This is a genomic window from Martinezella miluonensis, assembly GCF_900094545.1.
GTDB lineage: Bacteria > Pseudomonadota > Alphaproteobacteria > Rhizobiales > Rhizobiaceae > Rhizobium > Rhizobium miluonense.
Genome location: NZ_FMAH01000077.1, coordinates 1 through 14,485 on the forward strand (window position 1 = coordinate 1; position 14,485 = coordinate 14,485).

Annotated in this window: 11 protein-coding genes and 1 pseudogene; 5 read left to right on the forward strand and 7 right to left on the reverse strand. The window is 56.5% G+C overall.

Features of this window, described 5'->3' with window-relative positions:
• The first annotated feature begins 146 nt into the window (after positions 1 to 146).
• Entirely contained in the window at positions 147 to 1,856 is a 1,710-nt protein-coding gene (locus tag GA0061102_RS31590; protein ID WP_092844222.1) for an IS66 family transposase, read from the forward strand.
• Between the two features lie 2 nt (positions 1,857 to 1,858).
• Here the strand turns inward: GA0061102_RS31590 and GA0061102_RS31595 are convergent, their stop codons facing one another.
• The 5 genes and pseudogenes from GA0061102_RS31595 to GA0061102_RS31615 all read right to left on the reverse strand — a co-directional run bounded on the left by GA0061102_RS31595 (position 1,859) and on the right by GA0061102_RS31615 (position 7,326).
• Complete coding sequence (locus tag GA0061102_RS31595) at positions 1,859 to 2,179, reverse strand: hypothetical protein (RefSeq protein ID WP_092844224.1); 321 nt, start codon at positions 2,177 to 2,179, stop codon at positions 1,859 to 1,861.
• 259 nt (positions 2,180 to 2,438) lie between these two features.
• On the reverse strand, positions 2,439 to 2,966 hold the full coding sequence (locus tag GA0061102_RS31600) for a GNAT family N-acetyltransferase (protein WP_092856500.1): 528 nt from the start codon (positions 2,964 to 2,966) through the stop codon (positions 2,439 to 2,441).
• Positions 2,967 to 3,049: 83 nt separating this feature from the next.
• A pseudogene (locus GA0061102_RS33255) lies at positions 3,050 to 4,692 on the reverse strand (IS66 family transposase).
• Positions 4,693 to 4,847: 155 nt separating this feature from the next.
• A complete protein-coding gene (locus GA0061102_RS31610; protein ID WP_092856503.1) occupies positions 4,848 to 6,353 on the reverse strand; it encodes an MFS transporter in 1,506 nt (501 codons plus the stop codon).
• A 754-nt stretch (positions 6,354 to 7,107) separates the two neighbouring features.
• Positions 7,108 to 7,326, reverse strand: coding sequence for a hypothetical protein (locus tag GA0061102_RS31615; protein ID WP_092856506.1), 219 nt, complete (start codon positions 7,324 to 7,326; stop codon positions 7,108 to 7,110).
• A 358-nt stretch (positions 7,327 to 7,684) separates the two neighbouring features.
• Here GA0061102_RS31615 and GA0061102_RS31620 point away from each other — a divergent pair, with 358 nt between their 5' ends.
• Together GA0061102_RS31620 and GA0061102_RS31625 are read left to right on the forward strand one after the other, a co-directional pair.
• Positions 7,685 to 8,065, forward strand: a complete 381-nt coding sequence (locus GA0061102_RS31620) for a Rap1a/Tai family immunity protein (RefSeq protein ID WP_092856509.1) — start codon at positions 7,685 to 7,687, stop codon at positions 8,063 to 8,065.
• A 4-nt stretch (positions 8,066 to 8,069) separates the two neighbouring features.
• A complete protein-coding gene (locus GA0061102_RS31625; protein WP_092856512.1) occupies positions 8,070 to 8,990 on the forward strand; it encodes a hypothetical protein in 921 nt (306 codons plus the stop codon).
• 362 nt (positions 8,991 to 9,352) lie between these two features.
• Here the strand turns inward: GA0061102_RS31625 and GA0061102_RS31630 are convergent, their stop codons facing one another.
• Positions 9,353 to 10,222 carry a DUF6602 domain-containing protein gene (locus GA0061102_RS31630; RefSeq protein ID WP_092856515.1) on the reverse strand — a complete coding sequence of 290 codons (870 nt, stop codon included), beginning with the start codon at positions 10,220 to 10,222 and terminating at the stop codon, positions 9,353 to 9,355.
• 416 nt (positions 10,223 to 10,638) lie between these two features.
• Between GA0061102_RS31630 and GA0061102_RS32795 the strand changes: the two genes are divergently transcribed.
• A complete protein-coding gene (locus GA0061102_RS32795; protein WP_139115135.1) occupies positions 10,639 to 10,932 on the forward strand; it encodes a hypothetical protein in 294 nt (97 codons plus the stop codon).
• 784 nt (positions 10,933 to 11,716) lie between these two features.
• Positions 11,717 to 12,730, forward strand: coding sequence for a hypothetical protein (locus tag GA0061102_RS31640; RefSeq protein ID WP_092856521.1), 1,014 nt, complete (start codon positions 11,717 to 11,719; stop codon positions 12,728 to 12,730).
• A gap of 531 nt (positions 12,731 to 13,261) precedes the next feature.
• Here GA0061102_RS31640 and GA0061102_RS31645 read toward each other — a convergent pair.
• Positions 13,262 to 14,377, reverse strand: a complete 1,116-nt coding sequence (locus GA0061102_RS31645; protein WP_092856113.1) for an IS110 family RNA-guided transposase — start codon at positions 14,375 to 14,377, stop codon at positions 13,262 to 13,264.
• Positions 14,378 to 14,485: the final 108 nt, after the last annotated feature.

The window sequence follows — 14,485 nt, forward strand, 5'->3', positions numbered from 1 at the left end:
GTACGCGGAGCAAAAGGGGTGGCGCCGGTGGAGTTTTCGGGAAGATAAAACGTGCAGTTAGTTAGCTGTGCATAAAGATCTGCCTGGAATCCGAAAGGCGGTGGTGGGCGATTCCGCCAGTGGGCAAATCATGATTCTTTCTCGCCATGGGGAAGAAGCCGCTGCCATCCGTTGAGCATGTTGAGACGCTGTCGCTGGTGGCGATGCGCCGGCTCGTCGGCGGGTTTGTCGAAGAGCTAAATGCGCTGAAGGCCGACGTCGCGGCGCTGCGATCTGAGAACGAAGCCCTGCGCCAAGACAATACAGAACTGCGGTTGGAAAATGTCCGCCTGAAGGTCGAGAACCAGCAACTGCGTGATGAGATCGCGCGGCTGAAGAAACTGCCGCCGCGTCCCCCGTTTCGACCATCAGGTATGGACAAGGCAACAGATCCCGCCAAGGACAATCCCAAGGATGATCGAACAACCGGTAAGCCGCCCCGCGGCCCTAAGCGCGACAAGAACCGGATCACCCGCACCGTGACGCTGAAGGCCGACGTACCCGAAGGCTCACGCTTCAAAGGATACAAGAACTTCCTGGTGCGCGATCTGGTTCTGTCGGCGGAGCTCGTGAACTATCGCCGGGAACGCTGGCTGACGCCCCAGGGCAAACTGATCACTGCTCCCTTGCCAGACGGGGTTGCCAGCGGCTTTGGTCGCAATTTGCGTCGGATATGTCTGGCGCTCCATGCGCAGGGACAGGTCACGACGCCCAGGCTGACCGAGATTCTCAACAGCATCGGCGTCGAGATCGCAGCGTCATCGCTGGCGATGATCGCGTCGAAACGGCAGGTTGTGCGGTTGCTCACGACAGACCTTATGCCATTCGTCGAGGAAGACAGTGCGGTTCTGCGTGCCGGACTGGTTTCGGCGCCCTTCATCACTGTCGACGATACTGGTGCTCGCCACGTCAGGCGCAACGCCTACACGACCCAGATCGGTGGCGAGCGCTTTTCCGCCTTCCGCACCAGCTTTTCCAAATCGCGGCTCAACTTCCTGTCCATCCTGAAAGCGGGCCATCAGGACTATATCCTCAATGACGAGGCGATGAATTGGCTGCGGACACAGGGCGCCGAGCAGGCGCTCATGGAGAAGCTCCAGAGCAGATCCGCCATTATCTTTGCCGACCAGGTTGCCTTCCTGGAATATTTGACCGGCAGAGGCATCGACATCTTTGATCGACAATTGATGCGCCTGCTCGCCGAAGCCGGCAGTTGGGGCGCAATCCGCCATCACGGTCTGCTCGGCAACACGGTCATTGTCTCCGACGATGCCGGTCAGTTCCGCGTCGGCAATCACGCTTTGTGTTGGATCCATTGCGAGCGCCTGTTGCAAAAGCTGATGCCGGCAAAGGCGAAAGAGGTTCGATCGCTCGCACTGGTTCGCGACCTCGTCTGGCGCTTCTACAAGGCGCTCAAGGTCTGGAAGCAACAGCCATCACCGCAGGCAGCCCATGCCTTCCGGCGCAGGTTCGATCGCATCTTCACCCTACGCACCGGCTATAACGCCCTCGATACGCTGTTGGCGCGCTTGCATCGGCGGCGACGGGAGCTTCTCAAAGTCCTCGAACATCCCGAGATTCCACTGCATACCAATGCCTCGGAGAACGATCTGCGGACCTTCGTCACCAAGCGAAAGATCTCCGGTGGCACGATGAGCCTTGACGGTCGTATCGCTCGCGACGTCATGCTCGGCTTACTGAAGACCTGCCAGAAGCTCGGCATCTCATATTACACTTATCTTGGTGACCGCCTCGGTCTTGTCCCCGCCGGATCGACAATACCGCCGCTGGCTGACCTTGTCCTGGCGACAAACTGAGATCAGCCTTTTCTCGAAAACGGCACCAGCTTGCCGGACCGTGTTTCTTCAACCCGGCTTTCTTTCCGCAGCAGCTGCGGGGAAACATTCCACTGGCGGCCGTTGTCGGCGTGCACCGTCACTGTCTTACGGTTCCGACGGATCACGATGCCCGCCTGCGTCTGGCCGCTGTTGTCTTCGAACATGACGCGCTCACCAATCGCCAGCTCGAGCAGCGCGTGGGTGGTCTTTTGCTGATGCAGAAAATGCAGTCGATCAACGACCTGATCGTGCAGCTCGATCAGTTCCGCTTCACTCAAGCCGTCAAGGGTGATCCCGTGCATCCCGATGCCTCCACATAAGGAAATCGTCGCTCCGGAAAAGCACCAAAGCAATCCCGTATTATCGACGACCCACAAGATCCTTTATCAAGCAGAATTCCGCCCGGGCCACCCATTTTGCTCCGCGTACTAAAAGGGGGTAACTGGGGCAGATTCGAGGGCGGTGCCGGTTTTGTGTTCGATTGCGGTGGCGTTGTGATCCTACCGCAATTGGGTGCAAGTTGCGAAGAGGATTGTACGGGGTGATGGACGCCAGGGGCTGTCAACGTTCCCGCGCGTACAAATTAGTGGGAGCACCGTGCAGCATGACCTCTCGCTCGAGCGAGAAGCCGCACCTTTCCAAGACCTTCCGAGAGGCAGGATTTGCTGGCCGTGCCAGTCCAATGATCCGGCGAGTGCCCACATCCTCAAATCCAAATCGAATGGCTTCCATTACCAATTCTGTGGCAAATCCTTGGCCCCAATAATCAGGATGAAGATGATACGAAAGGTTGAGGCCTTTAAATTCCTTTGAGACCGTGACACCGCCGAACCCAACGAGATTTTCGCCGGCTAGCGCCGCCCATCGCCCGAAGCCATGATCTCGCCAATGGGCGGTGTCTCGCGCAAGGCGAGCGGCGCTCTCTTCGGGTGTGTCTGGGCGGGGATCAGGACGATGAGCGACAAGCTCGTTTCTCGAGAACATATCGGCGATGAAGTCGATATCTTGGGCTTCGGGTTGCCTCAGAGTTAGCCGGCCAGTGTAGCGAATTGCTGAGGCGCCCGCAGCCTGCACTTCCGAACTGGTCATTTCAATCACCTATTGCCGGTTAATCTCATTCTGCTTGACCATAGATGTTGCCGCTTGGCTTTCAAAGATTGGGTGACGGCCTCTTAGACTTTTGCAGCCACAATGCTAGCCAGCGGCGAGATGACTCGGCCTGCGATCCCGAGCCGATCGCCAAGATAATGATAGAAAGACAGACCGAGCTTCTGACAGGTCTTCATCAGGCCGAGCATGGTGTCGCGCGCAACACGACCGTCGCGGCTCATCGTTCCGCCGGAGATTTTTCGCTTGGTGACGAAGCTGCGCAGGTCGTTCTCCGATGCATTGGTGTTGAGCGGGATTTCCGGCCGCTCGAGCACGCGCAGCAGCTCATCTTTTCGACGGTGCAGCCGCACCAGCAATGCGTCGAGGGCGTCATAGCCAGTGCGCAGGCTAAAGATCTGGTCGAACCGTCGGCGGAAGGCCGGAATTGCCTGCGGGGAGGGCTTCTGTTTCCAGATCTTTAGAGCCTTGTAAAATCGCCAGACGAGATCGCGAACCAGTGCAACCGATCGCGCCTCTTTCGCCTTGGCAGGCATCGGCTTTTGCAGCAACCGCTCGCAATGAACCCAACATAGGGCGTGATTGCCAACCCGGAACTGGCCGGCATCGTCGGAGATGATCACTATGTCGCCGACAAGGCCATGATAACAGATACAGCCCCAAAGTCCGGCCTCAGCCAGCAAACCAACCCCTTGCCTGTCGAAGATCTCAACACCTTTATTGGCCAGATGCTCCAAAAATGCACCTCGTTACTGAAGCGTTGCGGCTCGAATATGCGCAATTTGGCAGCAAGACCTGGGTCGGCACGGCGGCTTTCCAGATAATCGAAGGCAACATCGTTGAGGACATAGTCCTGGTAGTTGCCGCGCAGCAAGGACAGGAAGTTCAGCCGCGATTTCGATTTCGTGGTGCGGAAGACCGTAAAGTGCTCGCCGCCGATCTGGGTGGTATAAAAATTAGAATGAGCGTGGCGGGCGCCAGTGTCGTCGACCGTGATGTAGGAGGACGATACCAAGCCTGCATGCAGTACCGCGGCATCCTCGGCGACAAACCCATCCAGTCCCTTGGTCAAAAGGCGCACCACCTGGCGTTTGGAAATGTCGATGCCGATATCGTTCAGCAATGTCGCTAGACGTCCGGTCGTCACCTGGCCTTGAGCGTGGAGCATCAGGCAAAGACGCCTCAAGTGCACACCGAAACCGCCCATGATCCCGGCGGGAAGAGGCGCCAGCACGGTCTTGCCCTCGGGTGTTACCCAGCACTCGCGTTGATAACGCACGACCTCAGCCCTGAGGACCAGATCGCGCACGACAAAGCTCCTGTACCCCTTGAAGCGCGATCCATCAGGAACATTGGCGCATAGGATCTCTTCCCGGCTCACCCGCTCCATATCCAGCTTCGGGCCGCGCGGCTTCTTCTTGCCGGCCGGCTTATTGTTCGTACCATCGGTCGCTTTCTCCATACCGGACGGGCGAAATGGCGGGCGTGGCGGCAAGCTCTTCAGTCGAGCTATCTCGTCGCGCAGTAGTTGGTTCTCGACCTTGAGGCGGGTGTTTTCCAGGCGAAGCTCTGCGTTCTCGGACCGCAGTGTCGCCACTTCGGCTTTTAGCGAGTGCAGGTCTTCGACAAGTCCGCCGACGAGCCGACGCATCGCCACCAGCGATAGCGTCTCAACATGCTCGAGCGAGGGAAGCCGCTTCTTCGTCATGAATGTAAAGAATCATGATTTGCCCTGCCGGCGGAATCTCCACACTGGCGGCCAACTTCTAGAGCGGGCGCTTATGCACAGATCATTCAATAGAATGAGTCGGCCAATGCTCTTTTGCCTTCCAACATCATACACTCTGGCGACCGATTTTGCTCTCATCTTGCGCGTGTCACTCGACCTGAAATCTCGAAACCATCATTTGGAGATAACTTGGCACTCATGATCGCCGTCAAACCGATCGGGATTGCTACAAATATAAGTGCGGTATGAAAGTCCTCTACTTGAAGCATGATATCGCCCCGAAGCGACTGAAACGCCCGCAATAGAAAAGCTGAGTACGCGATGCCAGCTGATGCTGCCAACTGCTTTACCACGCTAAGTAAACCGGAGGCGGCTCCAAGGTCACGTTGTGGAATCTCAGCGAAAACCATTGCTTCCAACGCCAGGATTTGGAGAAGGCGAAACAACGAGCTGCAGAAAATAACTGCCATTATAAGCGCATGGGGGGTGTATCGGCCCACGAACGCGAGCGCCATGATGGTAAAAGTGGTCAGAACGGCTGTCAAAATCAAAAGGTTTCTAAAACCAGCTCGCCGGAGCGCGCGAGTTATTATGAACTTCGTAAAAAGGCTTCCGATAGCGCCTGTGAAGGTAAGGGACGCTGATTCCAGCGGCGTCAAGCCGAAACCAACCTGCAGCATCATCGGTACCAAAAAGGGTAGGGCGCCAAAAACCGCTGCTCGCGTGACAAAACTTCCCGTGATGGCAATCTTAAATGTGCGATGCTTCAGTAGCGATAGGTCAAGCAACGGGTTATCGCTCTTGCGCGCATGGAAGATGTAGAGGCAAGCGAAGACGGCTCCCGCGAACGACACAAAAACGCTGATCTCAACCGGTACCACTTGGCCGCCCAACGAGGTCAGCCCAAACCCCAGTGCTGCCAGTCCCAAACCAGACAGGCAAAAACCGATCACGTCGAAAGGGCGCCGTTCGATGCCAATGTCATTGGGTACGAACAGTCCCGCCAAGGCCATACCAAGGCATCCAAGTGGGACGTTAATCCAGAAAAGCCATCGCCAGTCCGAGTAGGTAGCGACATATCCTGCCAAAAGTGGGCTGAAGATCGGCGCCACCGCACCAGGGATCGTCAAGTAGGATGAGGCGGCCACGAGGTCCTTCTTCGACACCGATTTTACGAGGATTACCCGACCAACTGGGAACATCATTGCGCCGCCAACACCTTGAAGAGTCCTGGCAAAAACCAAAATCGATAACGAGGGAGAATACGCGCAGAGAACTGATCCGATCGTGAACGCGCCTATTGCAGCGCAAAACATTATCCTTGGCCCGACACGCTCTGTCAGCCAACCACTAAGTGGGATGAGGGCGGCCATCACCAAGAAATAAGTGCTTAGCGCGAGTTTGGCTTCGACTGGATCTACCTGCAGATCGGACGCAATTTTAGGCAAAGCAGTCACCAGCAATGTGCTGTCGATCGTTTCCATCAAGAAGGTTGCTGAAATCAAGATCGGAAGAATAAGTGGACGCGACCGATCGCCGACGTTCCGATCCAAGGCCTCATCGAGCGGAACCTTATTACTGGGCACCACGGGTTCAGTTTGGCGTATGAATTTGAATATGGATGTAGAAAGCTTCATCATGGACCTCTATTGCGAGCCAAAACGCAACCCCTCCTTATGCGATGCTCGAACAGACGGTTTCATGACTGTGGCAGAGCCCTGCACGCGAAATACTTCCCCGAGAGGAGGGGGGAGGCTTGGGCCAAGCCTTAGCAGGCAACGTACTGAGCTGCATGATTCGTCGCAAGCATCGATAAGCGCTGATACTGGTTTGGGGGGAATAGCCGCCGCATGTCTCTCCCAGCGACGCCTCCCTTCCGGGTTGGTCACCGACACAGCTGAAATGAACGCTTTCTCACGCGCCCCGGCGACACCTTGCTGCCCCCGGATCTGCACCACTTACGATAAGTGGGGTGAGTGGGGCAGATTGGGTGGGAACGCCGGCGCAAACCGGCAAGGAGTAGATGGTGCAAGCATTGCGATGAAGGAGTAGCGATCCACATCGGCCCCGAGTCATGCGCGGTCAACCGCGAGGGCTGGAACGGCGCCATCGCTGGGGAGAAGGCGGCTCCTGCGCAATCGGATTTGAACGCCACTGAGGATTGTATTGAGCAGATGCGACGCGACAATGCCGAGCGCGACCGCCAGATAGTTAAAGCACCTCCGGTGCGGACTCGGGTTGGTCACCAGATGTTTGACCCCGCATACGAGCAACGCCTCATCGCTGAGTATTGCGGCGATGAGGCGGTCTTGCGACAGGTCAGCGATGAACTACGCCGCTGTCGGGCCGAGATGGCTGCACAGGGTCATCCTCCGACTGCGCAGCTGATCTCCGTCAGTGCCGGAAATAAGCGCCGCGTTCCGTTTTCTCAAGGATACCCCGATGAGCAGCGTCTTCGAGCACTGCGTAAAAATCGCGAAGCTCCATCCCGTGACGCATTGCGAAGCCGAGGAAAGATTTGTCGGGAAGGGCATGGCCCCGCTCGACCCAAAACTCCTCGATGAATTCGGACAGGAGGTTTTGTGGCTGAAAATGGCTGGTCGGTTTGATCATAGTCGGTTCCCTTGTGTTAGCCCTCGGGCTTGTTTCATGATCGCGTACTCCTAAAGAGCCGCGACTATGTTTGCTCATCAGGAACACATCAGGAACAAATAGTGAGATTGGAAAAAAATTATGGGGCGAGGCGCATTTATTTTCGAATCTTGCGGTGCGACAGATCGGTAGGCTGGGGTTTATGCAGAATATCGCATATCGATGCGCTGATGGGGAGTGGGCGTGGACCGAAAAATCTGGCGAAAGTCTTACGGGTCTTACCCACGTGAAGAAAGCCCAAAGGAAGTAACCGAATCGAGCCCGTTGCAGAGGCCGGTTGCACTCGATAATCTGCCCTCAACTCGGGGTCGGGAAGATCATGAAACTGACGATACTGGCGGCTGCGGCCGCCCTTTTTGCGACCGGCGCCAATGCCATGATGGCCCAGGATCTGGCGGGTAACTGCAAGAGCAGCATCACGCTCGCCGGAAACTACGTCATGGGCTTCATGGAGAAATGGCGCTGGGATGAAGTTGTGTTCGATAGCGTCGTGAAGATGGGCATGAAGGACGAGCAGCTGTTCAACATCGCGCGGGAAAGCATCGTCGGCAAATTCTGCATTCCGAAGGGCGCCAACGTGGCCCATGCCATCGTGATCGGCTGCGATTGGGTCACGACGCACCCCGAGAAGGGGACTTGGCCGGCCGAGCGGTCGTTGATGGCTGCCTATAATGCCGCATGGCCTTGTGATGGGAGCTGAAAACATGAACGATACACTGACGCTGGGCGATACCGTGACCATCAACACTGTTGTTTGGATAACATCCTTGAAGGAGAGCGAGCAAGGAGTTACCAACCGCATTCTCGAAGATTTAGAGCCCGAGCTTCGACGCTTCGGCATCGACTTTATTGAGCGCGAGCCCAAGACGGCGGCTGAGCTTCTCGCATTTCTGGACGATCTTGAGGTCGGTGCTCGGGAAAGGGGCGTACGGCCGATCATCCATATCGACACCCACGGGAATAAAAATCTCGGCATCCATATCAATGCTTCCGATGAGTTTGTGTCATGGGGAGCGCTGATCGAAAGAATGCGGGCGATCAACGTCGCCACCGAATGCAATCTCTGCGTCGTCTCGATGGCCTGCTTCGGATTTCATCTTTTGACGCAGATGCGTATGGGACAGGCTTCCCCGTTCTACCTTCTCGCCGGTTCCGACGACTTGGTATACGTCCACTTTATCCAGAGCGCTTGTCTCGCCTTCTATCGGGACGCATTCGAGCAAAACGACATCATCGGTGCTTATCGCACCCACCTGATGCACAAGCTTCGGATCATGCATAGTGAAAGCATGATCTTCAACATCCTCGTCGGCTATGTCCGTGCGGAGTGTCTTGGTGAGAATCGAGAGCGCCGAATCAATCAGGCGATAGCGCTCGTGGAAGCTGAAGCGAAGCGCGACGGAACGACTATCAACGTAGCTGTCGCCCGCAAGACTGCCGAGGAACTGACGACCCCGACCCAACGCCTTGTCGATGAGCAGGTAGGGAAGTTCCTGCTGGGACGAAAGGTGAGCTTCACCATCGAAGACGTGATCCGCAAGGCGGAGACGATAGAAGATCCTTACGCGGCGACCGGTCGGCCCAGACCAAAAACCGAACTGAACACCGGATCGTCGGAGCAATAATCGGCCGCCCCTTTGACGGAGCGTCGAGCGTATCTTACATACAGCAAATCGGCCCCGCTTCGCAGCGAGGCCGACCGTGATGAAGGGTAGTTATGTTCTTCTCATGTACCGCCCCCCGAAACGGCTTCACGCCCTTTCGCACGAGTGGCCACAATGGCCGCTGACTCACCTTTCGCCGGGATCTTGTAAGCGGCTGTTTCCGTCATCGCCGGTCCGTGATCTCGACTGTGGGCGACGACGAGCGGCTGGAGGAATGGCTCTCGTGCTTCGGGGCGAAAATCTGTCGGTGCTGCAGCACAGGCCCAGGCTTGGTCGGCTGCTAGCGAAGTTTGCAAGTCTAGTTCCACAACGGTGTGCACGGATTACCTATATGGCTTGATAATGCTCTCAGGAAGAGGCGCCGAACCTATGTCCAGATAGCGATCGAACGCACTCACAGGCACAGTGCGGCCTTCTCGAGCATGCAATTTCAGCTCGCGAACCAGCATGGTGAACGCCCGCGCCTTGTCCGGACAAAACGCCACCGAGTTGGCTGTCAGCGGTGATGACTGCAGTTTCAAAGATGAAGATTCGCAATTGAGGATGAATCCGTCATTCAGTGAGACAATTAAATTCGGCAGGAACTCAAATCCCTCCGATGCTCCGAATTCCACTAGATTTTCTAGGACAGCGTTCGCACTATGGGCGAATGATCGACACAGGATAAAGCCGTAGACCTGGTCTCGGAATTTGCGATCTTGGTCATATTCGTTGCTTGGGATGGCGGCGTACGTTCCGCTGGCGCCATACGATCTATAGTCGGCAGCAGCTAGCATTCCTTGAGATTGCAACCGTTGAGAAAACCGTTTGAGGCTCTTTGCTGATTTCACTTTCCGCAGGGCATCGAAGAATGTCGCTTTATCAACGGTACTTTTGACTTCCCCAACTGCAATAACGCCCTCAATGGCAAAATACGTTGCCTCGGGCGTATCGTTGACTGAGAAGATTGGGCAATAGTCCCGCTCAAAGAACACGATATCCTGCTGCGTACTTTTAGCACCATAGCTGTCGATTGACATGCCGCTTCCACATTGCACAAAGCCCGGCAGTAGTTTCTCCAGCTGCTTTCGGGCGGGATTTTCACGTGCTGCTCCGATGAGGCCCGGTGTTCCTGCCTCGCTAGCATGATCGAACTCCATGACCAGCTTCTGTCCGATCCGGTTCACGAATTCGATTGGTTTAAACTCTGTCATAATGGCTTCCAATTATCTCTGACAAAGGACATTATCACATATATTCAGTGCCTTGGTGTCAATTGCCCAAAGAGGACCTAGGTTCATCCTGTCAGAGCTTTGAGACCGCTTCAGCCCCGAGCGGACATTCTGTCGGCATCGAAAGCTTTGTTGCTATGCGCCCCCATATTTGCGTTCCCACGCAAACCTAGCGATTCTCAAATCCGCCGTCTCTTCATGGTAGTTAGATGACCCGATTGAAAAGGACCGCTTGAGGTGCCGCGAAATCGATCTAGCCGCCTATACTGGACAGTGGAAAGTTGCTGAGACGCTTTCGTTGGAGGTCGGGTAAGCTCCTCGTTGAAGCAAGCTTTGTTGGGGGCGCGTTCGGCCCGTACGCTTACGCCGAGGCTGGTTGCTTCTTCCACTGAGCTTGGGTGTTTGGTACCGACACCTGCGTTATCCCCGAAATCGAAGTGACAGGGCAGTCGGGCAGCCGCTTCTGCCTATTGGCGCGCATTGTGTCGGCGAAGGCGGATTCGGTTATCGAGCCATCGCGGCTTCCAGCCGATAGCGTATTTCCGGAGCAGCGTGGCCCCCGCCAAAGAGTATTTGCCGCTCAACGTAATATCCCCATTGTGATAAAGCATCACTGCATCAAGCAGACCGGATCCGATGCCCTGTCGCTGAAATCTGTCGTCGACATCTATAGCTTTGCTGCGGAAGTATAGCCCATTCTTGTGATAAAATTCCCAGATTGCAAAAATGCGACCCGAGCTATCCTCGCGGGCGCCATACATTCGAGTGTGAGTGTAGCCAAGGTTCGCAATCTTTCGATCTTTGTCGCGGTTCCGATCGTCGTCAATGATGTAGATGTTGAAGCACTTCCCCTTACTCGTCCTGAATGAGCTGATTGGCTTCCGGCCCCTGGCTACTGGATCCCACTTTAGTAGTTGCTTGTCATCGACAAGGACGCGGTAGTTGCGGTCTGGAATGTTCGATCTGACCATAAATCTGCGGCAGTAAGGCGGCATCCAAACGATAGTCCCAATGACGAACAAAGCCACCATCGCAACGATTGATAAGGCGGTCGAACTCAATACTTAAGCCCCTCCACATGGCATTATTTTTCGAACCTAATCGGCCAAAGTAAAAGAACGCTCAAGGATCATGCTAAAGGATTGGAAGCGGTTAAAGACGCTTGCCGCTTTGTATTGTGATCCGGAGCCGCTACATCGACGATGACGCATGGTTGCCTGCGCAACACAGAGTTTTCAGCAATGGATTTTTCCGCATGGCAGAGTTCGCTAGATCCCTAGCCGCAGCTTCTATCTGGAACTCGGTGAGTATGTGCCGGTGTCGCTTCGTCGCACCACGTCTGAAATCTAGACGAAATAGACTGCCAAGAATGCCTCCACCTGGATAATCTTGGCTCAACATGTGGGTTCCGATTCGTCCGAGTTCAGGACGACATTTCTCGTATCACGCCCACGAAACATAGAGGGTCCCGGCAGGATGGATGGCAAGATCGAGTTGGAAATCTTTGAGGATGGCGGCGTCTTTCGCCATGGCGACGACTATGACGAAATTGTCGAAGAACTGGACGGTGCGCTCGACCAGCGTGATGCGGGAACCATCACACCCGCCACGTATCTCAAGACGCTCAAGGCGCTAGTCGAGCGCCACCCACATTTCATCGACGGCCATGCCCATCTCGGCAACGCCCTTATCGAGGAAGGAAAACCGAAACTTGCGCTTCAGGCTTTCCTTCACGGACTTGCAGCAGGCGAGAGTGCGATTCCTGCAGAGTTTTTGCGGCGGATTGAATGGAGTTTTCTGGCGAATCGTCCTTTTCTGCGTGCCGCTCATGGTGCGGTCCTGTCCCAGCTTCACCTCGGTCGGCGCCACGAGGCGCTGCAGCTGATGGAGAAGATGCTCGGCTGGAACCCGAACGATAATCAGGGCATCCGCTATCTGATCGGTTCGGAATATTTGCGAGCCGGTGAGACAGAGAAAGCCGAGCGCGTCTTCACAGACGAAGCCGGACACTATCCACCTTATCACTACGAGCACGCGCTATTGCGCCTGAGGAGCGGCGATCCGGTCTTAGCTGCAACCAGTTTGCGGCGTGGTTTCGTGGCGAATGGTTATATTGCCGAGATCCTCGCGGGCAACCCCGAACCAATGCCTCTCGCGATCTGGCACGGCTCCAATCTCGCCGAGCCGGAGACGGCTCGCGATTATTTGGACCATTGTGGTGACCTATGGCAGCGGACACCGGGGGCTATCGCTTTCGTGCGTTGGCTGCACACGCATCCGAAAATTCTGATCGAGCGTGCCGTCATTCTTGATTGCCAGGAGGCGCTGTTGTGGGAGTTCGACCCCGCTCGCCGTCGGGAGATCCTCGATCGTGAGGATGTCGCACTCGGGCGGATTGATGATGCCCTCTCACACGAGATCATTCAAAGTCGCACCGACCGCCATGGTAAGCAGATCGAGCCGTGGCGTTATCGACCAGCTCGATTTTGAAATCGTCAATAGGCGTGGTGCGCGGATGTGACCAACCTAGTCTCGCAGTAGATCAGGAAGACCAACCCCCGCTATACCAGCGTGACGCTCCTGATTTCCAATGCAAGGATATCCAGGTCTAAATTAAGGATATCCTTGCACGGCGCCTTCAGGTTTGTTCTTACACGCCAACGTGCCCGTCGTACTGGGCCGAACCGTTGGCATGCAAGTGTAAGGCGTGGCAAAGTGGGGTCGTTTGCGGCAGGGGGCGATATACTCCCATGTCCTTTTTCAAGTGGAAGACGCAAAAATCCTTCCGCCATACCGAAGGCGTAGCGATTGTGTTGTCGTGACGATGCCGTTGGGTCGAGGGCGGAGCAGCGCTGGCGACGGTCGATCAATCTCCCATGCGCGGGTTGGATACCGCAGGAACGCTTTTCGTCGCGGCCTGCCTCGCACTACGCACGGGCGTCGGGTTGAACCGGCCCATAGTATTCTCGAGGATTGCCTGACCTTGCGCTCCGCCCCCGGCCCAACGGGGCGATGGTCAGATCAGGACGGCGCTGGCGCCACTTCCTGTCCGATCGCCCAGACAAACCCACACAGTTCGCGCGCGATGGCGGTAACGACGACGGTCGGCTTCTTTCCGGTCGCGCTGAGCTTGCGATAGCGCCCGCACAAGCGCACCTGCGCCTTCCAGGCGATGTCGCGCACCGGCTTTTCCTGTCGCTCAACAATCAGCACCTTTTCCGACGCCAGACGTGGCGGATAACGGTAGCTCCAGGCTGCCTCCACCAGCATCCGGCGTGCTTCGCTGTTGCCCGCCTTGGTGATGCCGCCGCGCCAAACCCTCGTGCCGCTCGATTGTTCGGATGGCACAAGGCCTAGATAGGCCATAAGCTGGCGCGGCGCTTCGAAACGGCTGAGATCGCCGACCGAGGCCAGGAAGATCACCGCCGAGATTGTGTCGAGCCCACGCATGGCGCGCAGCGCTTCGACCAGCGGGGCCATCGACCAATCCGGGAGCATGGCCGCGATCCGAGCCTCAAGTTGGTCACGGCGATCCTGCGCCGTCCATGCCGCCTCAACGTAATCCTGGAAGACGATCTGGTGCGGCGCCTGCTCGAAGGTCTGAAGACCGAGCCACCGCCGATGCCGCAGTGTCCAGTTCTTCCTATTGGGGCCGTAGATTCGGCCATGACGCAGCAGAAAGGCCAGGCATTGCTGCCGGGCCCGTGTGAGCTGGGCGGTGGCGTCCATGCGGGCACGTACCAGGTCGCGGATTGCCTCATGTACCGGGTCGGGCACCCAGACACTTGTCAGGTCACCTACACGGTGCTGGCGCGCCAGCTTCTCGGAATCGCGCCGGTCGGTCTTGATGCGCTCTCCGGGCTTGCGCGGAATCAGGCTAGGGGCGACAACCATGCAGCTATGGCCAAGATTCAGCAGCTGCCGATAGATGCCATAACCGCATCCGCCAGCCTCATAGCAGAACTCCAACCGGTGTCCGTCTTTCGATAATCGTTGCGCCAGCTTTGCTATATCGGGCGGAGTGTTGGGGATGGCGCCGATGAAACGAACGGCGCCGTCGCGACCGTCTTCGGCAACCGTGATGGAAATGCTGGCCTTGTGAACGTCGAGGCCGACATAGAGAGCTTTCTTCTGCATGATCCCTCCGGAATGCGAGGTCGCGCCACCCTCGGCACGACAACTCGATTCTGAAGGATCGGGCTCGTTTCTCCACCGGCAGCCCAAAGGACATACAGACTACCTTAA